Source organism: Mycobacterium sp. SMC-4 (assembly GCF_025263265.1).
Lineage (GTDB): Bacteria > Actinomycetota > Actinomycetes > Mycobacteriales > Mycobacteriaceae > Mycobacterium.
The window spans coordinates 2,473,693-2,497,445 of sequence record NZ_CP079869.1; the positions used below are offsets into that span (position 1 = coordinate 2,473,693).

Here is a 23,753-nt window from a genome sequence, read left to right on the forward strand (position 1 = left end):
GGACTCAGCGTCGCGACGGCGACTGCAACAACGCCTCAGCCCGGTCGAGCACCGTCGCCAGCGCCGCGCCGACACGGTTGGCATCGAAGAGTCCGTCGTGGAATTCGGCGGTCAACCATGATGTGCCCAGCACCGATGTGGTGGACACCGTGACCCCGCACGGGCCGGCGGGGTCGCTCGCCACCAACACTCGGGCCTGCGCCGGGTCGGAGAAGCCCCACGCGGACCTGGGTACCTGACCGATGTTCGAGTGCAGTAGTTGTACCCGGGGCCGCGCCGGCGCCGTCCAGACGTCGCTGTGGCCCGACCGCGGGGTGACCCGCGATTTGAGGCTTCCGATCAGCAGGTTTGCCACCGGGCGGGCGGTGCGGGCCGCCGCGGACAACTCGTCGTGCAGAGTCGCCGGCGCGGTGCGGCTGTCCAGCGGAAACCTCAGCCCCGCGGAGAACGACCCGAGCGTGCCGCTCCGCGCGGGGAGATAGCGCCGCACGTCGACGGGCACCGTCACGGTCGGCTCGACATCGAATCCTTCGTCGATCAGTGCCTGGTACAACGCGCAGGTGTACACCGCGAACAAACTCACGCCGGGCATCGTCGCGTTGCGACGGCGGCGAAGCTCGTCGACGGCGTCGGCGGGAATCCGCGCCACCCGGGTGGCGGTCGAGGGCATGACCGCGACGGAGCCCGGCGGCGTCGTCGCGGCGATGACACCGCTACGGCGCCGCTGGCGCCACATCGGCAGCAGACGGTGCGGTGCCAGCACGATGGCGCCGACCGCAGCCGCGGCCAGGGGTGGCACGGTGTGTCGATAGGGCGCCCACAGCGTGTCGTCGGCGCAGTCGCTGGCACCCAGCAACACCGAGATGAGCAGGTCGAGCAGGGGGATCTCACCGAGGCCGTGGCTGAAGTCGATGACGAGGTGGTCGCCGGCCGACAACACCCGCAGGCTGCGCTCGGGAAGCCGGCGTAGCCGCGACACCAGCGATATCGGGTCACTGTCGGGTGACCGGCTGGTCGGTTGTACCGCATGCGCCAACTGATCCGGAGCGAACCGCCAGCGGGTGCTGGTGGTCGACGGCACCAACCCGATCCGCGTCTCGGGCCCGACCTCGGCCATCGCGATCAGGCGACGGGTCAGCAGCTCGGGGGAGGGCAGCGCAACAGGCCCCACCACCACGGCCGAACGACGTTGGCTGTGTTGCACGTCGAGGGCAGCCACCCGAACGCTGTTCGGCCGCCGGCCGCGTGGTTGGCGGACCATTTGCGGGCCAACCTATCAGAGCGGTCGCGCCGCAGGTGGTGCGTCGTTTAGTAGGTTCTGTCGGATGACAACCATGGGTTCCGGACCGTCGACGGCTGGTTCGCGCAGCAGGCTGCTGTGGGGTGCGGCCGCCGTGATGGCCGCCGGTTACGGCCTCTTCCTGGTCGTGACTACGATCCGGCTCGGCGTGGGCGCCGAACTGACCGGACAATTCGGTGTCCAGCCTGCCGTCAAGGCCGCGGCCGCCGTGCTGCTGGCCGGTGCGGCAGCGTTGCACCCCGTGGCGCGGGAACGCCGGTGGCTGGTGGCCGCACTGCTGTTCTCGGCTGCCGGGGACTTTCTGCTGGCGCTGTCGTGGTGGGAGCCGTCGTTCGTGTTCGGGCTCGCTGCCTTTCTGGTCGCCCACCTGTGCTTCCTGGCGGCGTTGGTGCCGCTGGCCGTATCGACGACGCCACGCCTGGTCGCCGCGGCCATCGTGGTGTGTGCTTGTGCCGCCCTGCTGGTGTGGTTCTGGCCGAGCCTGGTCGAGCAGGGAATGACCGTGCCGGTCACGTTGTACATCCTGGTCCTCGGTGCGATGGTGTGCGCCGCACTGCTGGCGCAGCTTCCGACACCGTGGACGGCCGCGGGTGCGGTGTGTTTCGCGGTCTCCGACGCGATGATCGGGATCAACGTCTTCGTGTTGGATTCGGAGACTCTGGCTGTTCCGATCTGGTGGGTCTATGCCAGCTCGCTGCTGCTGATCACGGCCGGCCTGCTGTTCGGCCGAAAGTCTGCACCGTCTGCTAGACCTGCGATGTGAGGACCGCCCGCCAGCCTGCCGAACACGAGCCGGTCGCTCGCGTGCTGCCCATACTCACCGTGCCGCACCTGGATCGCGAGTTCGACTACCTGGTCGATGCCGAGCAGTCCGACGACGCCCAACCCGGAGTGCGGGTGAAGATTCGCTTCCACGGCCGGCTGGTCGACGGGTTCCTCCTCGAAAGGCGTTCCGACACCGACCATGTGGGAAAGCTCGGCTACCTGGAGAGGGTGGTCTCGGCTGAAGCCGTGTTGACCCACGATGTGCGTCGGCTGGTCGACGCGGTGGCCGCGCGCTACGCGGGTACCCGCGCCGACGTGTTGCGCCTGGCGATACCGCCACGACACGCGACCGTCGAGAAACGATCCCCGCAGCGGCCAGAACCGCAGCAGCTACCGCCCGTCGACGCCGCAGCCTGGTCGTCCTACAGCGGTGGTGCTCAATTCGTGGCGGCCTTGGCCGACGGTCGTGCCGCGCGGGCGGTATGGCAGGCGTTGCCGGGAGAGTCATGGGCTGACCGGTTGGCCGAAGTGGCTGCGGTGACTGCCAGTTCCGGTCGCGGAGTGCTGGCCGTGGTGCCCGACCAACGCGACGTCGATGCACTGCACGCCGCCGTGGCGGGGCGGGTCGGGGAGGCACGCGCGGTGGCCCTGTCAGCCGGGCTGGGGCCCGCGCAGCGCTATCGGCGCTGGTTGTCGGTCCTGCGCGGTGACGCCCGAGTCGTGATCGGCACGCGCAGTGCGGTTTTCGCGCCGGTGGCCGACATCGGTCTGGTGCTGCTTTGGGACGACGGAGATGATTCGCTGGCCGAACCCCGTAGCCCCTACCCGCACGCTCGCGAGGTCGCGATGCTGCGGGCCCACCAGGCGCGGTGCGCAGCGGTGATCGGCGGTTACGCCCGCACAGCCGAGGCGCAGGCACTGGTGCGCAGCGGCTGGGCGCACGACCTGACGGCGACCCGGCAGACGGTGCGGGCGCGAGCGCCGCGGGTGGTTGCGCTGGAGGACAGCGCGTATGCCCAGGAACGTGATCCCGCCGCGCGCACTGCACGGCTTCCCACCGTCGCCCTCGACGCCGCACGCGCGGCATTGAAAGCCGGTGTGCCGGTGCTGGTTCAGGTCCCCAGACGCGGATACGTCCCGGCCCTGGCGTGCGGAAAGTGTCGTACCGTCGCCCGTTGCCGGCACTGCACCGGCCCGTTGTCGCTGCCCGGCCGTGACAGTCCGGGTGCGGTGTGCCGCTGGTGCGGGCGAGCGGAGTTGGCGTTGCGGTGCGGTCGCTGTGGCAGCGACGCGGTGCGTGCGGTGGTCGTCGGGGCCCGGCGCACCGCCGAGGAACTGGGGCGGGCGTTCCCGGGCACGACGGTGGTCACCTCGGGTGGGGACGGTGTCGTTGCCGCGGTGCCACACCGACCGGTCTTGGTGGTGGCGACCCCGGGCGCCGAGCCTATCGCCGAGGGTGGTTACGGCGCCGCGTTGCTGCTGGATTGCTGGGCCCTGCTGGGCCGGCAGGATCTGCGTGCAGCCGAGGACTCCCTGCGCCGGTGGATGGCGGCGGCCGCGTTGGTGCGCAGCCGTGCCGACGGTGGCTCTGTGGTGGTCGTCGCCGAATCGGCGATACCGACCGTGCAGGCATTGATCCGCTGGGATCCGGTCGGCCACGCACAAACCGAGCTGGACGCGCGCGCCGAGGTCGGGCTGCCCCCGGCGGTTCACATGGCGGCCCTCGACGGCACCGCAGAGGCTGTGCACGCATTGCTCGACGGCGCGGCGCTGCCCGATGGGACCGAACCGTTGGGCCCGGTGGCAATACCCTTGTCTGCCCGCCGGCCGGCCGGTGTCGCGCCGGATCAAGCCGTCATCCGGATGCTGCTGCGGTCACCGCGTGACGGTGGTTTGGCGCTGTCGGCCGCGTTGCGCAAGGCGAACGCGGTCTCGAGCGCCCGCCACGACACCGACCCAGTTCGCATCCAGATCGATCCGCTGCACATAGGCTGATGCGCATGTCGGTCGGGCGGCTGGTCAAGGGGTTGATCCCGCTGTTGGTGATCGCGGTCGGGATTCTGTGGCCGTTGGCGTTTCGCGGGGACTCCGGCGGTGGTGACGCCGCGCTTGCCGATCCGGTCGTCATCGCCGACTATGACGTCGACATCGTCGTCGACGATGCCGGCGACATGACCGCGGTGGAGACCATCACCGGGGACTTCCCCGGCAACCGCCACGGCATCTTTCGCTATTGGGACGTGACGAACCCGAACTCCCCCCGAATTCGGCAGCGCCCGGTGGTGACCTCGGTGCTGCTGGATGGCCGGCCGGTGCCCTACCAGATGCTGTGGGAGAGCGGCGACCGGTTCCGGGTCGCCAAGATCGGCGACCCCGACCGCTATCTGGACTACGGCAGGCACGTCTTCGAGATCCGATACACCATCCCCGGGGTTCTCGATCCCGGAACCACCGGTGCCAACCGGCAGTTCGCCGAGTCACTTGGCGGACCGCCGGCGACCTCCCCGTCGGTCTTCTTCTGGAATGTCATCGCCCCATCGTGGAACAACGAGATCCGCCGCGCCGACATCAGCATCACCCTTCCGGCGGCCGTCGGCCGGACGCAGTGCTCGGTCGGTCGCGGTATCGGCACCCCGTGCACCGACCTGACCGTGCGCGACAACCGGGTGACGTTCTCTGCACTGGACCTGCCGCCCCGCACTCCGGTGACCGTGCGTGCCGGGGTGGATCTGCCCGCACCGCCGCGTGCGGAACTACCGTGGCCCCACCACTGGGATCGGATTCTGGGCCAGTCCGTGCCGGGTGTGTGGTGGACGGCGGGGTTGACGGTGCTGGCCGCGCTGGCTGCCCTGGCGTGGTATCGCACCGTCGTGGAGAAGCCGCCCGGCTTTCCGCTGCAGTACGCGCCACCGCCCGGACTGGGGCCGGTGCAGACCGAGTACATCCGGACCGAGTCGGTTCCCGCGGCGGGGCTTTCGGCAACGCTGTTCTACCTCGCCGAACGCAACCTGGTATCGCTGCGACAGGTCAATGCCGAGCAATGGAACATCCGTGGCATCGCCGAACCGAAGCAATGGCGAGACATCGACCCGGTCAGCAGGGCTGTCGCGTCCGCACTCAAGGTCGACAGCCGCGGCACCGAATTCCAGGCCAAGAAGACCGTGTCCTCCGGCAAGAAGCTGGACAAAGCCAAGACCGACATGGCCACGGCCGTGCGGAAATGGGCCGTCGACTCCGGTTTCCTGGTCGCCCGCAAGAGGGAACTGTGGCTGCGCGCGGCCAACGCCGTCGCCTTCGTGCTGATGGTGTGCGCCTTCTTTCGCTGGGGGTTTTCCACCACCATGTCGGCTCTGCCGTTCGCGGCGTTCATGCTGTTCTCCGCGGCGTCGTGGCGTGACGGTGTCGGTACCCGCCGTACCGCGGCAGGCCGTGAACTCTGGTCGCGTGCAGGCGGATTCCACCGGGTGCTGGCCACTGACTCCGCGGAGTCCCGCTTCGACTTCTCGGCCCGCAAGGATCTCTACATCGCCTACGTGCCGTTCGCGGTGGCGGCCGGCGCCGCAGCACTGTGGGCGAAGAAATATCAGACCGAAACCGGATCGGTGGCGCCGCAGCCGGAGTGGTACGGCAGCTCGGGCACCTCGAGCACCGGGTGGGGTTTCGGCGGCGGATCGGGCGGCGCCGATTTCGACAGCTTCGAATCGGCGCTGTCGTCGTCGATCGGTGCATACACGGCATCGCAGGCCTCGTCGTCCTCCGGCGGATCCAGCAGCTCCGGTGGCGGCGGAGGTGGCGGTGGCGGCGGCGGAGGAGGTGGGTCATGGTGACGTTTCTGTTGGTCGTGGCGCTGATACTTGCGGTGTTTGTGCTGCTCGGTTTCGTCACCGGCCACAACAGAATCCGCTCGGCCGACATCCGGGTGGCCGAAGCACTGTCGGGTATCGACGTCGAATTGACCCGTCGCGCAGCGCTGATCCCCAGCCTGGTGCACACCGTCTCGACCTTCGCCGCGCACGAGAAGGCGGTCCTCGACAGGGTCAGTGCGGCCAGGGCGGCCTTGACCTCGGCGACCGGCACACCGTCGGTGGCCCAGCGCAGTACCGCCGAGAAGCAGTTCGACACCGCGCTGGCCCCCGTGCTGGCGCTGGGTGAAAACTATCCGCAGCTGAGCTCGTCGAACAATTTCTTGGACCTGCAACGCAACCTCGCCGACACCGAAGACAAGCTGGCCTTCGCCCGGCAGTACTACAACGATGCTGCCGCCACGCTGAACCGACTGCTCACCACGATTCCGTGGATGTTCGTTGCGCCGCTGACCGGCGTGACGCAGAAGGAGTACTACCAGCTCCCTCGGTGACGGTGCGGCGTCCCTACACTGGCCCGGTGCGCCTCGTCTTCGCCGGCACGCCGGAACCGGCCCTGCCTTCCCTGCGCAGACTCATCGATTCGCCCCGACACGACGTCGTCGCCGTGCTGACCCGCCCCGACGCGCCGGCCGGCCGGCGCGGACGCCTGACGCCGTCGCCGGTGGCCCAGCTGGCAGCCGAGCACGACATCCCGGTGCTGCGTCCCGCCCGGCCCAACTCCGGCGAGTTTGTCGCCGAGTTGACCGAGATCGCTCCCGACTGCTGCCCGGTCGTTGCCTACGGCGCGCTGCTGGGCGACAGCCTGCTCGCGGTGCCCGCGCAGGGCTGGGTGAACCTGCATTTCTCGCTGCTGCCGGCCTGGCGCGGCGCCGCCCCGGTCCAGGCCGCGCTGGCTGCCGGGGACGCCGTGACGGGTGCCACCACGTTCCAGATCGAGCCCAGTCTGGATTCCGGGCCGGTCTTCGGTGTCGTCACCGAGGCCATCCGCCCCACCGACACCGCCGGCGACCTGCTGGCGCGGTTGTCGATGTCCGGAGCCGAGCTGCTGGAAGCCACTCTCGACGGCATCGCTGCGGGCACGCTGTTCGCGGTGCCGCAGCCGTCCGACGGCATCAGCGTCGCTCCCAAGATCAGCGTCGAAGATGCCAGGATCCGCTGGGACCTGCCCGCCCACGTCGTCGATCGCCGCATCCGTTCGGTCACCCCGAACCCGGGAGCCTGGACCATGATCGGCGACCTGCGCGTCAAGATCGGCCCGGTATCGCTGCCTGCGGCTACCGGGGCCACCGGCGAGCTTGCACCCGGCCAGATCGAGGTGGGCAAGCAGGCGGTGCGGGTCGGGACCGGGTCGGTTCCCGTGCTCCTGGGCACCGTGCAGGCGCCGGGCAAGAAGCCGATGGACGCCGCAGCCTGGGCCCGCGGAGTCCGGCTGGCCGACATCGGGTCGGCGCAGTGACGCGGCCCAGCGGCAGACGGCCACCCAAGCGCCGGCCGCTCGACCCGGCGCGGCGGGCGGCATTCGACGTGTTGCGGGCGGTGTCGGACAAGGACGCCTACGCCAACCTCGTCCTGCCGGCGATGCTGCGGGACCGCCAGATCAGCGGCCGCGACGCGGCGTTCGCAACCGAACTGGCATACGGCGCGTGCCGCAGCCGCGGGTTGCTCGACGCGGTGATCGAGGCGGCGGCCGGCCGTCCGGCCGAGCGCATCGACCCGGTGCTGCTGGATCTACTGCGGCTGGGGACCTATCAGTTGCTGCGCACCCGTGTCGAGGACCACGCCGCGGTGTCCACCACAGTGGAGCAGGCTGGAATCGAATTCGACACCGCCAGAGCGGGATTCGTCAATGGCGTACTGCGGACCATCGCCCGGCGCGACGAGTCTTCCTGGGTCGATGAACTGGCGCCGCCGCGCAGCAGCGACCCGGTCGGACACCTGGCGTTCGTGCACGCCCATCCCAGGTGGATCGCGCAGGCATTCGCCGACGCTTTGGGTGCGCGCGCCGACGAGCTCGCAGCGCTGTTGGCCAGCGACGACGCCCGCCCGTCGGTGCACCTGGCGGCGCGGCCCGGGGCGCTGGCGGCGCAGGACTTGGCCGCTGCGGTCGGCGGTTCGGTCGGCGCCTATTCGCCCTACGCCGTCTACCTGACCGAAGGTGACCCGGGTGAGCTGGCGGCGCTGCGTGACGGGCGGGCGCTGGTGCAGGACGAAGGCAGCCAACTGGTCGCGCGGGCGCTCACCCTGGCCCCGCTGGAGGGCCCCGACACCGGACGGTGGCTCGACCTGTGTGCAGGCCCCGGCGGCAAGACGGCGCTGCTGGCGGCGCTGGGGAGCAGTTGCGGTGCCACGGTGACCGCCGTCGAGCCGGCCCCGCGGCGGGCCGACCTGGTCGCGCAGAACACCGCCGGCCTGCCCGTCACCATCCACCGCGTCGACGGTCGTGAGTCTGGCCTGGCGCCGGGCTTCGACCGGGTGCTGGTCGATGCGCCGTGCACCGGCCTGGGCGCGCTGCGGCGCCGTCCCGAAGCCAGGTGGCGGCGTCAACCCAGCGACGTCGCAACGCTGGCCAAGCTGCAGCGTGAGCTGCTGGCCGCGGCGATCACGTTGACCAGGCCCGGGGGCGTGGTGCTGTACGCGACGTGCTCTCCGCACCTGGCCGAGACCACCGGCGTGGTGGCCGACGCCCTGCGCCGTCACCCGGTGGACGCGCTGGACACCCGGCCGCTGTTCGCGCCGGCCGCCGACATCGGCGACGCGACGTCGGTCCAGCTGTGGCCGCACCGCCACGGCACCGACGCGATGTTCGCCGCCGCCCTGCGGGTAACCGAGCCCCGATAGGCTCTGAGTATGGCTGCACCGCACGCTTCTGCCGCGCCGTTGATCGCGCCGTCGATCCTGTCCGCGGACTTCGCCCGGCTGGCCGACGAGGTCGCCGCGGTCGAAGGTGCGGATTGGTTGCACGTCGATGTGATGGACAACCACTTCGTGCCCAACCTGACCCTAGGCTTGCCGGTGGTGGAGTCGCTGCTGCAGGTCAGCGACATCCCGATGGACTGTCACCTGATGATCGATCGCCCGGACAAGTGGGCCCCGCCCTACGCCGAAGCCGGCGCCTACAACGTCACCTTCCACGTAGAGGCCACCGATGACCCGGTCGGGGTGGCCCGCGATATCCGCGCGGCCGGCGCCAAGGCCGGACTGGCGATCAAACCGGGCACACCGCTGGACCCTTATCTGGAAATCCTGCGGGAATTCGACACGCTGCTGGTGATGTCGGTCGAGCCGGGATTCGGCGGACAGAAGTTCATCCCCGAAGTGCTGCCCAAGGTCGGAATCGCTCGGCGGCTGGTCGATTCGGGTGAGCTGACGATCCTGATCGAGATCGACGGCGGCATCAACGCCGACACCATCGAGGCAGCCGCCGAGGCGGGAGTGGACTGTTTCGTGGCCGGATCGGCCGTGTACAGCGCCGACGATCCCGCAGCCGCAGTGCGGTCCCTGCGGCAGCAGGCCGCGGCCGCGGCCGCGCATCCGAGGCAGTGAACCTCGACGATGCGATGGCCGCGGCCATCGAGCAGAGCGAGAAGGTCAAAGGTCGGACCTATCCGAATCCGCCTGTCGGAGCAGTCATTCTGGATCGCGACGGTCAGATCGCCGGTGTCGGCGCGACAGCTCCGACCGGCGGGCCGCACGCGGAGGTGGTGGCACTGCGACGAGCGGGCGAGCGGGCTGTTGGCGGTACCGCGGTGGTGACGCTGGAACCGTGCAATCACGTCGGGCGCACACCGCCGTGCGTCGAAGCATTGCTGGCCGCCGGTGTCGCGCAGGTTGCGTTCGCGGTCACCGACCCCAATCCGGTCGCCGCCGGCGGAGCTGCTCGACTGTCCGAAGCCGGCATTCAGGTCCACCCGGGGGTGGCCTCAGCGGCAGTGGCCGGTGGACCGCTGCGCGAGTGGCTGCACAAGCAGCGCACCGGATTACCGCATGTGACATGGAAATTCGCGACCAGTGTTGACGGCCGAAGCGCGGCCGCCGATGGGAGTAGTCAGTGGATCACCAGTGAACCCGCCCGCGCGGATGTGCATCGCCGGCGGGCGGCCGCCGATGCGATCGTCGTCGGCACCGGCACCGTTTTCGCCGACGACCCGTCGCTGACCGCGCGGTTGCCCGACGGCAGTCTGGCCGATCACCAGCCGCTGCGCGTGGTGGTGGGGCAGCGCGAAATCTCGCCCGACGCAAAGGTTCTCAACGACGATTCACGCACCATGGTCATCCGGACCCGTGATCCCAACGAGGTGCTCAAGGCGCTGTCGGACCGCACCGACGTACTGTTGGAGGGCGGCCCGACGCTGGCGGGCGCGTTCCTGCGGGCCGGCGCGATCAACCGGATTTTGGCCTATGTGGCGCCCATTCTGCTCGGCGGTCCGATCACCGTGGTCGACGACGTCGGTGTGCTGAGCATCACAAGCGCACAGCGGTGGCGTTATGACGCGACCCTGCCCATCGGGCCCGACGTGCTGCTCAGCCTGACCCCGTTGTAGCGGTACGCAACACACCGGTCGCTTCGGCACAGCCAGGTCGCAGGTGCGATCGCTACACTCGGGAAACAGCGTCGGGTTCGTCCCGGCGGGAATATCGCGCTTTCACCGACGAGTTGCGCATGAGAGCACGAGAAAAGGACACCACCATGACTGCAGTGCAGAATTGGCTTCCCATCGACCTGGTCACCCCGAACATCGTCCGCACCGTCATCCGCGACGTGCTGCGCGAACTGCACAAGATGACCCAGAGCGAAACCGAACCGGCCCACGGGCCTCAGCTGATGGGACGCGGGCTGGAACGTTGCTGAGGTGCCGGTGCTTCCGGCTCCTCGGCGTACTCCTCGCGCGCACTGATCAGCAGACCCAGCACCGCGCCGACCGCACACACAATCGCGGTGATCGTAAAGATTTCTCCGTACTGCAATACGTAAGCCTCCCGCACCCGGTTGGCCTCGGCGGCCAACCGTTCGGCGAGGGTATCGCCGCCGGCACTGGCCGGCAGGCTGGCCAGATGCTGGTTGAACCGGTAAAGACCCCAGGCGCTCAGCGCCGCGATGCCGATCAACATGCCGATCATCCGGGAGACCACCACCGCGGCCGAGGCGATGCCGTGCTGTGCCGACGGGACCACCCGCAGCGTCGCCGAGGTCAGCGGGCCGATGACCAGCCCCAGGCCGAAGCCGGCGATGGCCAGATCGGTGTCGAGTGTCGGCAGGCTCAGCACGCCCAGATCATGGCGGGCGGTCAGCACGTCGACCGGCCACTGCGCGATCAGCAGGTAGCCGCCCGAGGCGATGAGCAACCCCGCGAACGCCACGATGCGGTCGCCGACCCGGGTTGCCAGCCAGCCGCCGAGCACCGCACCGATGGGCAGCGCGGCCAGGAACCACAGCAGGAGGAAAGCCGCCTCGATCTGGTCCTTGCCGAGCACACCCTGCGCGAACAGCTCGACATTGACCAGCGTGACCATCAGAGCCGCACCGGTGGTCAGCGAAGCGCCCAACGCAGCCAGGAACGGGCGGAAGCGGACTCCGGCGGGTTCCAACAGCCGGGTTCGGGCAAACTTCTCCCATACGAAGAACACGACCGCCGCCACGGCGGCGCCGACCAGCACCGGCGGCCCCCAACTCGGCAACACCTGGTTGCCGTCGGGCGCCGGGTTGTACAACCCGATGACCGCCAGGCCCAGTGCGACAGCCAGCAGTAAACCGCCGACTACGTCCACCTTCTCCTTGTTCTCGCTTTCCAGGCGGCCGGGGAGGCTGAAGTGGATCATCACCATCGCGATCGCGGCCAGCGGCACGTTGATCCAGAACACCGACTGCCAGTGCCCGAACAGCCACACCAGCGTGACGCCGTAGATGGGGCCCAGCACGGCGCCGAACTCCTGCGCTGCTCCCACTCCGCCGAGCACCGCGGCGCGGTTGCGCGCCGCCCACAGGTCGGCGGCCAGCGCCAAGGTGACCGGCAGCAGCGCGCCGCTGGCGGTGCCCTGGATGATCCGGCCGATCACCAGCACCGTCAGGTCGGTGGACAGCGCGGTCACCACCGACCCCAGCGCGAATCCGGCGAGGCTGACCTGGATCAGCAGCTTGCGTCCGAATCGGTCCGAGGCCCGGCCCAGCAGCGGCATCGCCGCGATGTAGCCCAGCAGGTAGCCGGTGATGATCGGGGTGACGCGCTGAATCTGGTTCACGCCGATGCCGACATCGCGCATGATGTCGGTCATGATCGTGACCACGACATAGGTGTCGAGCGCGCCGAGGATCACCGCAAGGCTTCCGGCGCTGATCGCGATGCGTCGGTTGGCCGACGAGATGACCGCCGGCGGGGCGCCGGTCATCGCACCGCCGGGTTCTCGATCTCGACCGGCTCGCCCCACTTGGTCAGCGTCATCGTGACGCTGTTACCGGGGCTGGGCTCCAGGCGGGCCTGCATCAGCTCGTGATCGCCGTCCTCGGCAACCCAGGCAGTGCCCGGTACCGGCGCGGTCGCGGCGATCTGCGGGGCGATCTTGTTCACGGCGTCGGCGCTGACGTTGCCGGTGATGCGCACCGTGCCGACCCCGTCGATCGTCTCGCGGCCGTCGGCCGTGGCATCGGTGAAATTGGCCAGCACGTTGGCCAGGCCCACGTTCGGGTCGAGGATCGCGGCGACGTCGTAGACATCGGAGGCCGGACCGAAGTTCGACAGATTGCCGCCCGAGGTCAGCGCGGCGTAGAGATCGCCGTCGGAGACCACGAAGTCGACGCCTTGCAGGCGCTGACCCATGAAGACGATGTCGGCGGTGCCCTTGGCGGCCACGCTGGGGGACTGGGTCAGCTCGCCTTCGAGCGACTCCACCGGCAGATCGGCCAGCTGCCCCTGCACCGAAAGCGACAGATGCGCGCTGGACTGACCCTTGGTGGTCTGGCTGGACTCGGTCAGCAGGGTCGCGGCATCCGGCAGGTCCCTGCCGGAGTCTTCCGGCGAACTGGAGCAGCCGGCGACAAAGACGAGGGCGGCGATGAGGGCGACGAAGGTCGCCGACAGGCGGGTCTGCATGCCTGCATCGTAGAGGGTGCGCGCCGCCGGCCGCGGTTGCCGAAGTGGCGCAGCCTCTAGGCTGGGCGGGTGTTCACCGGAATCGTCGAAGAGTTGGGCGAGGTCATCGGCAGGGAATCGCTCGGCGATTCCGCACGTCTGGTGATCCGCGGACCGGTGGTGACTTCGGATGCCGGCCATGGTGATTCGATCGCGGTCAACGGCGTCTGCCTGACCGTCGTCGATGTCCTGGCCGACGGTAGCTTCACCGCCGATGTGATCAACGAGACACTGAGCCGTTCCAGTCTGAGCGGCATCGAGGTGGGCGCGCGGGTCAATCTTGAGCGCGCCGCGGCGGTCAACAGCCGCCTGGGCGGCCACATCGTGCAGGGCCACGTCGACGGCACCGGTCACATCATCAGTCGAACCCCCTCGCAGCATTGGACGGTGGTGCGTGTCGCGCTGCCTGCGGCGTTGGCGCGCTACGTGGTGCAGAAGGGCTCGATCACCGTCGACGGGGTGTCGTTGACCGTGTCAGGACTCGGGCACGACTGGTTCGAGGTGTCGCTGATCCCCACCACGTTGGAGATGACGACGCTGGGCCGCGTCGAGGTCGGCGCGCACGTCAACCTCGAGGTGGACGTCATCGCCAAATATGTCGAGCGGCTGCTGGGACCGCAGGACGACCGGCGCAACGCCTGAGGCCGGCGCCGAGGAAGCCATTGCGCCACCCCCGGGGGTCTGTTAGACAACGGAGCGATTTCCGGGTCTTCGCAGGAGGTGCGTGATCGGTACCGCGCGTGAGCAGGTGGGACACGTCCTTGCGCTGGCCCAGAGCATCGGTGCTCTCGCGGCGCTGAAGCTGGTGATTTGCCGCGCGCTGGGGCGCGCGCGGCCGGTGGCAGTGCCCTGCGGGCCGCATCGGTTGTGGGTGCGCCCCACCGACAGCGACCCCTACGTGCTGGCCCAGATCTTCACCGCCGGTGAGTACGACGCCCCGCCGTACTGGATGACGCGACTGCAGGCACACGCCGCTGAACTGCGCGCTGCCGGCGGCGTGCCGCTGATCATCGATGCGGGTGCCAACGTCGGCTACTCGGCGCTCTACCTGGCCGATCGGTTCCCCGACGCGATCGTGATCGCTGTCGAACCCGACGCTGGGTGTGTCGAGATTCTCAGACGCAACTGTGCTGTGAACTCGCGCATACATCCGGTGCGGGCGGCGCTGTGGAGCCACGACCGCGGGGTAGACCTCGTCAACCGAGACCACGGTTCCTGGGCCAACCGGGTCGCCGACGGAGGCTCGACCACGCCGTCGGTCACGCTCGATCAGCTGATCGCGCAGGTAGCCGAGGCTGCGCCGCTGATCGTCAAGCTGGACATCGAAGGCGCCGAGACCGAGGTCTGCGCGGCCTCGCCGCAGGCCATTGCCTCGTTTGCGTGCATCATGATCGAGCCGCACGACTGGATGCTGCCCGGCTCCGGTGGTCTGTCCCCGCTCTACGCGGCGATGGCCGGCAAGAAGGTGGACACGGTCATCCGCGATGAGACGATGATGTTCTTCGACTGTGCGGTGCTGGCCGCGGCGGTGGCCACCTGACGCCGCCGGGCAATAACCGGCCGTTGCGCGTGGTTCATACTGAGGAAGCAGTTCACAACGGAATGCAGGTGGTTCCACCCGGAACCGGCAAAGGTGGTGCGACGATGACGAGGCTGGATTCGGTCGAGCGTGCGGTGGCCGACATCGCCGCGGGCAAGGCCGTGGTCGTCATCGACGACGAGGACCGGGAGAACGAAGGCGACCTGATCTTTGCCGCCGAGAAGGCCACTCCTGAACTGGTGGCCTTCATGGTCCGCTACACCTCGGGTTACCTGTGTGTTCCGCTCGACGGCGAGATCTGCGACCGGCTGGGACTGCTGCCGATGTATGCGGTCAACCAGGACAAGCACGGCACCGCCTACACCGTCACCGTCGACGCCAAAATTGGTGTCGGAACCGGTATCTCGGCGTCCGACCGGGCAACGACGATGCGATTGCTGGCCGACCCGGCCGCGGTGGCCGACGATTTCACCAAACCGGGTCACGTGGTGCCGTTGCGGGCCAAGGACGGCGGCGTGCTGCGTCGGCCCGGTCACACCGAGGCCGCCGTCGACCTGGCCCGGATGGCCGGACTGCAGCCGGCGGGCGCGATCTGTGAGATCGTCAGCCAAAAGGACGAGGGTGCGATGGCGCAGACCGATGAGCTGCGCATCTTCGCCGACGAACATGACTTGGCCTTGATCTCGATCGCCGACCTCATCGAGTGGCGGCGTAAGCACGAGAAGCACATCGAACGTATCGCCGAGGCACGCATCCCGACCCGCCACGGCGAGTTCCGGGCGGTCGGGTACACCAGTGTCTATGACGAGGTCGAACACGTCGCACTGGTCAAGGGGGATATCGCCGGGCCCACGGCCGATGGCCACGATGTCCTGGTCCGGGTGCACTCCGAATGCCTGACCGGCGACGTGTTCGGCTCCCGGCGCTGCGACTGCGGCCCTCAGCTCGACGCGGCGCTGGCGATGGTGGCCCGGGAGGGCCGCGGCGTGGTGCTCTACATGCGCGGTCACGAGGGTCGGGGCATCGGATTGATGCACAAGCTGCAGGCCTACCAGTTGCAGGATGCCGGTGACGACACCGTGGACGCGAATCTCAAGTTGGGCCTGCCCGCCGACGCCCGTGACTATGGAATCGGCGCGCAGATCCTGGTCGACCTCGGGGTGCGCTCGATGCGGCTGCTGACCAATAACCCCGCCAAGCGCGTCGGGCTGGACGGCTACGGACTGCACATCATCGAACGGGTTCCGCTGCCGGTCCGCGCCAACTCGGAGAACATCCGGTATCTGATGACCAAGCGTGACCGGATGGGTCACGATCTGACCGGGCTCGACGATTTCGACGAAGCGGTGCCCGGTGAGTTCGGAGGCGCGGTATGAGCCCGGCCGCCGGTGTTCCGGACCTTCCGCAACTCGACGCCGCCACGGTGAAGCTGGCCATCGTGGCAAGCACCTGGCACGCGACCATCTGCGATGCGTTGCTCGAAGGCGCCCGCAAGACCGCTCTCGACGCCGGGGTCGGCGATCCGACGGTGGTTCGCGTCTTGGGCGCCATTGAAATACCGGTCGTGGCACAGGAATTGGCGGCCACCCATGATGCTGTGGTCGCCCTCGGTGTGGTGATCCGGGGTGAGACACCGCATTTCGACTACGTGTGTGACGCGGTCACGCAAGGCCTGACCAGGGTATCGCTGGATGCGTCGACACCGGTGGCCAACGGGGTGCTTACCACCGATACCGAGGCCCAGGCGCTGGCCCGCGCCGGACTGGCCGGGTCCACCGAGGACAAGGGTGCCCAGGCGGCGGCGGCGGCGCTGTCGACGGCGCTGACGCTGCGTGGCCTGCGGTCGGGCTCATGAGCGCCGACGACTGGGACGTCGAAGTCAGACCTTTTCTGACGCCGCTGTTCGCCTACGGGGCCGCGGCGATCATCATCGCGGCACACGTCGCGGTTGGGGTGCTGCTCAAAGCCGCCTCGACGGGGGTGCTCTTCACCACCGCCGACCAGGTCGGCATCGCCGCTCTGGGGCTGGTGATCGGCGGCTTCGTTTCCTTGTTCGCCCGGCCGCGGCTGCGTGTCGGACCTCCTGGGGTTGCGGTACGAAACCTGTTCGGATACCGCCTCATTCCATGGAACGAGGTGGTCGACATATCGTTTCATCCCGGTGCGCGGTGGGCCCGGGTGGATCTACCCGACGACGAGTACGTCCCGGTGATGGCCATCCAGGCCGTGGACCGGAAACGTGCCGTGGAGTCGATGGACACCGTCCGAGCCCTGGTGGACCGGTACCGGGTCAACGGCAATCGCCGGTGAGGGCATCAGCAATCACCGAGCACCCTTCTCGACCGCGGTCGCTTCGCTGCGTCGGAGCGCCGCAGTAACCTGGGTCCGTGCCTGATCCCGCGACGTACCGACCCGCGCCTGGGTCGATCCCCGTCGAACCGGGTGTCTACCGATTCCTCGACCCGCAGGGCCGGGTGATCTACGTCGGCAAGGCCAAGAGCCTGCGCAGCCGCTTGAACTCCTACTTCGCCGATATTTCGGGTCTGGCTCCGCGCACCCGCCAGATGGTGACCACTGCCGCGGCCGTGGAATGGACGGTGGTCACCACCGAGGTCGAGGCCCTGCAGCTGGAGTACAACTGGATCAAAGAGTTCGACCCTCGGTTCAACATCCGCTACCGCGACGACAAGTCCTATCCGGTGTTGGCGGTCACCCTCAACGAGGAATACCCGCGGCTCAAGGTGTACCGGGGACCGCGCCGCAAGGGGGTGCGCTACTTCGGGCCATACTCGCACGCCTGGGCGATCCGGGAGACGCTCGACTTACTGACCCGGGTGTTCCCAGCTCGCACCTGCTCCAACGGAGTATTCAAGCGGCACAACCAGATCGGTCGCCCGTGCCTGCTGGGCTACATCGACAAGTGCTCGGCACCATGCGTCGGTCGCGTGTCGGCCGAGGAGCACCGACAGATCGTGCTGGATTTCTGCGATTTCCTCGCGGGCAAGACCGACCGGCTGATCCGCGAGATGGAACAGCAGATGAACTCCGCGGCGAGCGATCTCGATTTCGAGCGGGCCGCCCGGCTGCGCGACAATATCGGAGCGATGCGCCGCGCACTGGAGAAGCAGGCCGTGGTGTTCGGCGACGGGACCGATGCCGACGTGGTCGCCTTCGCCGACGACGACCTCGAGGCCGCGGTCCAGGTGTTCCATGTGCGCGGCGGGCGGGTGCGTGGCCAACGCGGTTGGATCATCGAAAAATCGGGCGAACCAGGCGAATCCACCCGGGAGTACCTGGTCGAGCAGTTCTTGACCCAATTCTACGGGGATCAGGCCGCGCTCGGCGGCGCCAGTGACGGCGGTGGCGACGAGGCGACCAACCCGGTGCCCAAGCAGGTACTGGTCCCGGTCCTGCCGAAAACCGCCGCCGAGTTGGAGACCTGGCTGTGCCAGCTGCGCGGATCGCGGGTGTCGCTGAGGGTGGCGCAGCGTGGGGACAAGCGTGCCCTGGCCGAGACCGTCAAACGCAACGCCGAGCAAGCGCTGGCCCAGCACAAACTCAAGCGCGCCGGTGACTTCACCGCGAGAAGTGCTGCACTGCAGAGTATTCAAGAGGCGCTCGGGTTACGCGACGCTCCGCTGCGCATCGAGTGCGTCGACATCAGCCACGTGCAGGGCACCGACGTCGTCGCCTCGCTGGTGGTCTTCGAAGACGGACTGCCCCGCAAATCGGACTACCGGCACTACGGGATCCGGGAAGCGGCCGGGGACGGCCGCTCCGACGACGTCGCTTCGATCGCCGAGGTGACCCGGCGCCGGTTCTACCGGCACCTGCGCGATACGCAGGAGCCGGTTGACATGTCGGCTCCGGTGTCTGATGTCGCCGCCGGCGCGGCTCCTGTCGCCCGCTCGCGAAAGTTCGCCTATCCGCCCAACCTGTTCGTCGTCGACGGCGGGGCGCCGCAGGTCAACGCGGCTGCCGCGGTACTGGTAGAGCTCGGCGTGACCGACGTCGCGGTGATCGGCCTGGCCAAGCGGCTGGAGGAGGTCTGGTTGGCCAACCTGGACGGTACGGCGCCCGATCCGGTGATCATGCCCCGCAACAGTGAGGGCCTCTATCTGTTACAGCGCATCCGCGACGAAGCGCATCGCTTTGCGATCAGCTATCACCGCAGCAAGCGGTCCAAGCGCATGACCGCCTCGGCACTGGACTCGGTGCGGGGGCTGGGTGAGCACCGGCGCAGAGCGCTGGTGACCCACTTCGGCTCGCTGGCCCGGCTGCGACAGGCCAGCGTCGAGGAGATCACCGCGGTGCCCGGAATCGGCGCAGCGACAGCGCGAGCTGTCCTGGAGGCGCTCGGCGCGTCACCCGAATCCGAAGCGCCCGAATCGACGATCGGCAATGATCAGAGCAGGGCATCGGGATGACAGAGCGAGGAATGCACGAAGAACTGCGCAGCGGAGCCGGCACCGCCCACAGTGCCGGGGACCTGGATTCCGGCAGCGACAGTGGCATCGACGTGGTGTTGGTCACCGGGATGTCGGGAGCCGGTCGCGGTACGGCTGCCAAGGTGCTGGAGGATCTCGGCTGGTATGTCGCGGACAATCTGCCGCCCGAGCTGATCGCCCGGATGGTGGAGTTCGGACTTGCTGCGGGCTCGCGCATCACCCGGCTGGCGGTGGTGATGGACGTTCGGTCCCGCGGTTTCACCGGAGATCTCGACTTCGTCCGCAGCGAACTCGCGACCCGCAACATCGCGCCCCGGGTGCTGTTCCTGGAGGCCTCCGACGACATCCTGGTGCGTCGTTACGAGCAGAATCGGCGCAGCCATCCTCTGCAGGGCAACCAGACACTGGCCGAAGGCATCGCCGCAGAACGCGCGCTGCTGGCGCCGGTACGTGCGGCCGCCGACCTGGTGATAGACACCTCATCGCTGTCGGTGCACGGACTGCGGGAAAGCATCGAGCGGGCCTTCGCCGAGGAGACGGTGGCGCACACCAATGTCACCGTCGAATCCTTCGGCTACAAATATGGTCTGCCCATGGACGCCGACACCGTGATGGATGTGCGGTTTCTGCCCAATCCGCACTGGGTAGACAGTCTGCGGCGGCACAGCGGTCAGCATCCTGACGTCCGCGACTATGTCCTGGGCCAACCCGGCGCGGAGGCGTTCCTCGACTCCTACCATCATCTGTTGGATGTCGTCATCGACGGCTACCGCAGGGAGGGGAAGCGCTATATGACCGTCGCGATCGGGTGTACCGGTGGCAAGCACCGCAGCGTCGCGATGGCCGAGGCGCTCGCTGAACGACTGCACGACACCGATCTGACGGTGCGGGTTCTGCATCGAGATCTGGGCCGCGAATGAGTCAACGCATTGTCGCCCTCGGCGGTGGCCATGGGCTCTATGCCACCCTGTCGGCAGCGCGGCGGCTGACGCCGCATGTCACCGCGGTGGTCACCGTCGCCGACGACGGCGGATCGTCCGGCCGGTTGCGCAGCGAACTCGACGTGGTACCGCCCGGTGATCTACGAATGGCGTTGGCCGCGTTGGCTTCTGACAGTCCGCACGGCCGGCTGTGGGCCACCATCATTCAGCACCGCTTCGGCGGCAGCGGGGCGCTGGCCGGCCATCCCATCGGCAACCTGCTGGTGGCCGGCCTCAACGAGGTACTGGCCGACCCGGTGGCCGCGCTAGACGAGCTGGGCCGCATCCTCGGCGTCAAGGGGCGGGTGCTGCCGATGTGCCCGGTCGGTCTGGGAATCGAGGCTGACGTCGTCGGGCTGGAATCCGACCCGCGGGTCAGCCGGGTCATCCGCGGTCAGGTCGCCATCGCCACCACGGTCGGCAAGGTGCGCCGAGTGCGGCTGACTCCCGGTGACCCGCCGGCCACCCGCCAGGCGGTCGACGCGATCCTCAACGCCGACCTGGTGGTGCTCGGACCGGGCTCGTGGTTCACCAGCGTCATCCCGCATGTGCTGGTTCCAGAGCTGGCCGCGGCGCTCAAAGCCACCACTGCGCGGCGGGCGCTGGTGCTCAATCTGGTGGCCGAGCCGGGGGAGACGGCAGGCTTCTCGGTCGAGCGACACATCCACGTATTGGCCCAGCACGCCCCAGACGACTTCACCGTCGCCGACATCATCGTCGACTCGGCGCGGGTGCCCAGCGAGCGCGAGCGTGACCAGCTGCGCCGCACGGCCACCATCCTCGATGCTCACGTGGAGTTCGCTGACGTTTCCCGACCTGGTACACCTTTACATGACCCGGCGAAGTTGGCCGCAGCATTAGAGAGGGTGCTCCAAAATGGTGCGAAACCCCCCGACGTGGTTCATCAGCCGACAGTGCCCACCCCGACAGCTAACGGACCGAGAGGTGACGACCCGTGGCGATGACAGCCGAGGTCAAAGACGAGCTCAGCCGCCTGGTGGTCAACTCGGTCAGCGCGCGCCGCGCGGAAGTGGCCTCGCTGCTGCGCTTTGCCGGCGGTCTGCACATCGTGTCCGGTCGGGTGGTGGTCGAAGCCGAAGTCGACCTGGGCATCATCGCCCGCCGACTGCGCAAGGACATCTACGACCTGTACGGGTACAACGCCGTGGTGCATGTGCTCTCGGCCAGCGGGATCCGCAAGAGCACCCGCTACGTGGTGCGGGTGGCCAAAGACGGCGAGGCGCTGGCCAGGCAGACGGGCCTGCTCGATCTGCGTGGCCGGCCGGTTCGGGGATTACCCGCCCAGGTCGTCGGCGGTAGCGTTGCCGATGCCGAGGCTGCTTGGCGCGGAGCGTTTTTGGCACACGGTTCGCTGACCGAGCCGGGACGATCCTCGGCGTTGGAGGTCAGCTGCCCCGGACCGGAAGCGGCACTGGCACTCGTCGGCGCGGCTCGGCGTCTCGGAGTCAGCGCGAAAGCCCGCGAGGTGCGCGGCAGCGACCGTGTGGTGGTGCGCGACGGCGAGGCGATCGGCGCGTTACTGACCCGGATGGGAGCCCAGGACACCCGGTTGACCTGGGAGGAGCGGCGCATGCGCCGCGAAGTTCGCGCCACCGCCAACCGATTGGCCAACTTCGATGACGCCAACCTGCGACGCTCGGCGCGGGCCGCGGTAGCAGCAGCCGCCCGGGTCGAGCGCGCCCTGGAGATTCTGGGCGAATCGGTCCCGGATCATCTGGCTGCCGCCGGTTATCTGAGGGTCGCGCACCGCCAGGCCTCCTTGGAGGAGCTGGGTCGACTGGCCGACCCCCCGATGACCAAAGATGCTGTGGCAGGACGTATTCGGCGTTTGCTATCGATGGCCGACCGAAAGGCCAAGCAGGACGGCATACCCGACACCGAGTCTGCGGTCACCCCGGATCTGCTGGAAGACGCCTGAAACCGTGCGGGTCGGACTGGGCACCCCGGTGGCGCCGTTTGTCCGGGGCGAGGGCGGGCTCGACGTTGAACTGATGGCCGCCCTGGGCGACAGACTCGACGAACCCATCGACTTCCGGCCGGGCGGTGGCGACCTCGATCAGATGCTCGATGAGCTGCTCGACGGAACCTACGACTGTGTCAGCGGTGTGGTGGTCACCGATGCCCGCGCCCAGCGGGTGGCGCTGCTGCCGCCCTACCTGATCACAGGTCAGGCGCTCGCCGTCCACACCGGACGCCTGCCGCAGGTGCAGTCGGTCGACGAACTGCGCGGGCTGACGATCGGGGCGGGTCGCGGCGATCCCGCCGCGGCCGTGGCCGTCGATCTGGTCGACCGGGGCAAGGCCGGCCGGGTCCACCTCAGCGAGCCCGGCGCAGTTCTGGCCGACCTCGACTCCGGCCGGTGCGACGCCGTCGTCGGCCTCGCACCGGTACTGGGTGCGCTGCTGGTGACCGCGCCGCAGGTCGAGGTGGTGCAGCGCGGCCTGGCCGCGCAACCCATCGCTATCGCGGTGGCCCCGTCCGATCATGCGCTGCTGGCCCGTCTGCAGGTCGCCTCGGCCGAACTGGAGGACGACGGCACCATGCAGGCGCTTCGCCGGCGTTGGCTGGGAAACCCCTACACCGACCAGAGCGCGGCGGTTCTCTGATACCCACTAGGCTGGCTGCGAGTAGTTCAGGAGATCCAACAGCGCAGTTCAACAGATTGAAAAGAAGGAGAGACACGTGACGATCCGGGTAGGCGTGAACGGCTTCGGCCGTATCGGGCGCAACTTCTTCCGCGCGCTGGACGCGCAGAAGGCCGAGGGCAAGAACACCGACATCGAGATCGTCGCGGTCAACGACCTCACCGACAACGCCACGCTGGCTCACTTGCTGAAGTTCGACTCGATCCTGGGCCGGCTTCCGTATGACGTCAGTCTTGAGGGCGAAGACACCATCGTCGTCGGCGACCACAAGATCAAGGCGCTGGCCGTCAAAGAGGGTCCGTCGGCGTTGCCCTGGGGCGACCTGGGTGTCGACGTGGTGGTCGAGTCCACCGGCATCTTCACCAAGCGTGACAAGGCGCAGGGCCACCTGGACGCGGGTGCGAAAAAGGTCATCATCTCCGCGCCGGCCACCGACGAAGACATCACCATCGTGCTCGGCGTCAACGACGACAAGTACGACGGCAGCCAGAACATCATCTCCAACGCGTCGTGCACGACGAACTGCCTGGGCCCGCTGGCCAAGGTGCTCAACGACGAGTTCGGCATCGTCAAGGGTTTGATGACCACGATTCACGCCTACACCCAGGACCAGAACCTGCAGGACGGTCCGCACAAGGACCTGCGTCGCGCGCGGGCCGCCGCGATCAACATCGTGCCGACCTCCACGGGTGCCGCCAAGGCGATCGGCCTGGTGCTGCCCGAGCTGAAGGGCAAGCTCGACGGCTACGCGCTGCGCGTGCCGATCCCCACCGGTTCGGTCACCGACCTGACCGCCGAGCTCAACAAGTCGGCGACCGCAGACGAAATCAACGCCGCGATGAAGGCCGCCGCCGACGGTCCGATGAAGGGCATCCTCAAGTACTACGACGCCCCGATCGTATCCAGCGACATCGTCACCGACCCGCACAGCTCGCTCTACGACGCGGGCCTGACCAAGGTCATCGACAACCAGGCCAAGGTGGTCAGCTGGTACGACAACGAGTGGGGATACAGCAACAGGCTCGCCGACCTGATCGCCCTCGTCGGTAAGTCGCTGTAGCTGA

23 protein-coding genes are annotated in these 23,753 nt (G+C 68.5%); 20 read left to right on the plus strand and 3 right to left on the minus strand.

Going from position 1 to position 23,753, the window contains the following annotated elements; genetic code table 11:
- Nucleotides 1–4: 4 nt before the first annotated feature.
- The gene (locus tag KXD98_RS12015; RefSeq protein ID WP_260764554.1) at nt 5–1,219 is read right to left on the minus strand and encodes a hypothetical protein; all 1,215 of its coding nucleotides are present in this window, start codon (nt 1,217–1,219) and stop codon (nt 5–7) included.
- A 106-nt stretch (nt 1,220–1,325) separates the two neighbouring features.
- On the opposite strand from KXD98_RS12015, the gene KXD98_RS12020 reads away from it, so the two are divergent.
- The 9 genes from KXD98_RS12020 to KXD98_RS12060 all read left to right on the plus strand — a co-directional run bounded on the left by KXD98_RS12020 (nt 1,326) and on the right by KXD98_RS12060 (nt 10,780).
- The gene (locus KXD98_RS12020) at nt 1,326–2,063 is read left to right on the plus strand and encodes a lysoplasmalogenase (protein ID WP_396882958.1); all 738 of its coding nucleotides are present in this window, start codon (nt 1,326–1,328) and stop codon (nt 2,061–2,063) included.
- Nucleotides 2,060–4,060 (plus strand): primosomal protein N', encoded by a 2,001-nt coding sequence (locus tag KXD98_RS12025; protein WP_260764555.1) that lies wholly within the window; start codon nt 2,060–2,062, stop codon nt 4,058–4,060. The genes KXD98_RS12020 and KXD98_RS12025 overlap by 4 nt, the downstream gene beginning before the upstream one ends.
- A gap of 5 nt (nt 4,061–4,065) precedes the next feature.
- A complete protein-coding gene (locus KXD98_RS12030) occupies nt 4,066–5,892 on the plus strand; it encodes a DUF2207 domain-containing protein (RefSeq protein ID WP_260764556.1) in 1,827 nt (608 codons plus the stop codon).
- Nucleotides 5,886–6,422, plus strand: a complete 537-nt coding sequence (locus tag KXD98_RS12035) for a LemA family protein (RefSeq protein ID WP_260764557.1) — start codon at nt 5,886–5,888, stop codon at nt 6,420–6,422. Before KXD98_RS12030 ends, KXD98_RS12035 begins: the two co-directional genes overlap by 7 nt.
- A 26-nt stretch (nt 6,423–6,448) precedes the next feature.
- Nucleotides 6,449–7,387 (plus strand): methionyl-tRNA formyltransferase, encoded by a 939-nt coding sequence (gene fmt, locus KXD98_RS12040; RefSeq protein WP_260764558.1) that lies wholly within the window; start codon nt 6,449–6,451, stop codon nt 7,385–7,387.
- Nucleotides 7,384–8,769 (plus strand): RsmB/NOP family class I SAM-dependent RNA methyltransferase, encoded by a 1,386-nt coding sequence (locus tag KXD98_RS12045; protein WP_260764559.1) that lies wholly within the window; start codon nt 7,384–7,386, stop codon nt 8,767–8,769. Before fmt ends, KXD98_RS12045 begins: the two co-directional genes overlap by 4 nt.
- A gap of 9 nt (nt 8,770–8,778) precedes the next feature.
- Nucleotides 8,779–9,474 carry a ribulose-phosphate 3-epimerase gene (gene rpe / locus KXD98_RS12050; RefSeq protein WP_396882962.1) on the plus strand — a complete coding sequence of 232 codons (696 nt, stop codon included), beginning with the start codon at nt 8,779–8,781 and terminating at the stop codon, nt 9,472–9,474.
- Entirely contained in the window at nt 9,471–10,472 is a 1,002-nt protein-coding gene (gene ribD / locus KXD98_RS12055; RefSeq protein ID WP_260764560.1) for a bifunctional diaminohydroxyphosphoribosylaminopyrimidine deaminase/5-amino-6-(5-phosphoribosylamino)uracil reductase RibD, read from the plus strand. The genes rpe and ribD overlap by 4 nt, the downstream gene beginning before the upstream one ends.
- Before the next feature lie 119 nt (nt 10,473–10,591).
- The gene (locus KXD98_RS12060; RefSeq protein ID WP_260764563.1) at nt 10,592–10,780 is read left to right on the plus strand and encodes a hypothetical protein; all 189 of its coding nucleotides are present in this window, start codon (nt 10,592–10,594) and stop codon (nt 10,778–10,780) included.
- Here KXD98_RS12060 and KXD98_RS12065 read toward each other — a convergent pair.
- Complete coding sequence (locus KXD98_RS12065; RefSeq protein WP_260764564.1) at nt 10,747–12,315, minus strand: MFS transporter; 1,569 nt, start codon at nt 12,313–12,315, stop codon at nt 10,747–10,749. The two genes, KXD98_RS12060 and KXD98_RS12065, sit on opposite strands and share 34 nt — an antisense overlap.
- Nucleotides 12,312–13,016 (minus strand): LppX_LprAFG lipoprotein, encoded by a 705-nt coding sequence (locus KXD98_RS12070; protein ID WP_260764567.1) that lies wholly within the window; start codon nt 13,014–13,016, stop codon nt 12,312–12,314. The genes KXD98_RS12065 and KXD98_RS12070 overlap by 4 nt, the downstream gene beginning before the upstream one ends.
- A 69-nt stretch (nt 13,017–13,085) precedes the next feature.
- On the opposite strand from KXD98_RS12070, the gene KXD98_RS12075 reads away from it, so the two are divergent.
- The 11 genes from KXD98_RS12075 to gap all read left to right on the plus strand — a co-directional run bounded on the left by KXD98_RS12075 (nt 13,086) and on the right by gap (nt 23,749).
- The gene (locus tag KXD98_RS12075; RefSeq protein ID WP_260764569.1) at nt 13,086–13,697 is read left to right on the plus strand and encodes a riboflavin synthase; all 612 of its coding nucleotides are present in this window, start codon (nt 13,086–13,088) and stop codon (nt 13,695–13,697) included.
- Between the two features lie 82 nt (nt 13,698–13,779).
- Nucleotides 13,780–14,595 carry an FkbM family methyltransferase gene (locus KXD98_RS12080; protein ID WP_260764570.1) on the plus strand — a complete coding sequence of 272 codons (816 nt, stop codon included), beginning with the start codon at nt 13,780–13,782 and terminating at the stop codon, nt 14,593–14,595.
- A 104-nt stretch (nt 14,596–14,699) separates the two neighbouring features.
- Complete coding sequence (locus KXD98_RS12085) at nt 14,700–15,971, plus strand: bifunctional 3,4-dihydroxy-2-butanone-4-phosphate synthase/GTP cyclohydrolase II (RefSeq protein ID WP_260764572.1); 1,272 nt, start codon at nt 14,700–14,702, stop codon at nt 15,969–15,971.
- A complete protein-coding gene (gene ribH, locus KXD98_RS12090) occupies nt 15,968–16,450 on the plus strand; it encodes a 6,7-dimethyl-8-ribityllumazine synthase (protein ID WP_260764573.1) in 483 nt (160 codons plus the stop codon). The genes KXD98_RS12085 and ribH overlap by 4 nt, the downstream gene beginning before the upstream one ends.
- Nucleotides 16,447–16,905, plus strand: coding sequence for a PH domain-containing protein (locus KXD98_RS12095; RefSeq protein ID WP_260764574.1), 459 nt, complete (start codon nt 16,447–16,449; stop codon nt 16,903–16,905). Before ribH ends, KXD98_RS12095 begins: the two co-directional genes overlap by 4 nt.
- Nucleotides 16,906–16,982: 77 nt before the next feature.
- Nucleotides 16,983–19,022, plus strand: a complete 2,040-nt coding sequence (gene uvrC, locus KXD98_RS12100; protein WP_260764575.1) for an excinuclease ABC subunit UvrC — start codon at nt 16,983–16,985, stop codon at nt 19,020–19,022.
- The gene (gene rapZ, locus KXD98_RS12105; RefSeq protein ID WP_260764576.1) at nt 19,019–19,963 is read left to right on the plus strand and encodes an RNase adapter RapZ; all 945 of its coding nucleotides are present in this window, start codon (nt 19,019–19,021) and stop codon (nt 19,961–19,963) included. Before uvrC ends, rapZ begins: the two co-directional genes overlap by 4 nt.
- Entirely contained in the window at nt 19,960–20,988 is a 1,029-nt protein-coding gene (gene yvcK / locus KXD98_RS12110) for a uridine diphosphate-N-acetylglucosamine-binding protein YvcK (protein WP_260764579.1), read from the plus strand. Before rapZ ends, yvcK begins: the two co-directional genes overlap by 4 nt.
- Entirely contained in the window at nt 20,985–21,962 is a 978-nt protein-coding gene (whiA, locus tag KXD98_RS12115; RefSeq protein WP_260765155.1) for a DNA-binding protein WhiA, read from the plus strand. Before yvcK ends, whiA begins: the two co-directional genes overlap by 4 nt.
- A 4-nt stretch (nt 21,963–21,966) precedes the next feature.
- Nucleotides 21,967–22,650 (plus strand): ABC transporter substrate-binding protein, encoded by a 684-nt coding sequence (locus tag KXD98_RS12120; protein WP_260764580.1) that lies wholly within the window; start codon nt 21,967–21,969, stop codon nt 22,648–22,650.
- A gap of 76 nt (nt 22,651–22,726) precedes the next feature.
- Nucleotides 22,727–23,749 (plus strand): type I glyceraldehyde-3-phosphate dehydrogenase, encoded by a 1,023-nt coding sequence (gene gap / locus KXD98_RS12125; RefSeq protein ID WP_260764581.1) that lies wholly within the window; start codon nt 22,727–22,729, stop codon nt 23,747–23,749.
- Nucleotides 23,750–23,753 lie beyond the last annotated feature (4 nt).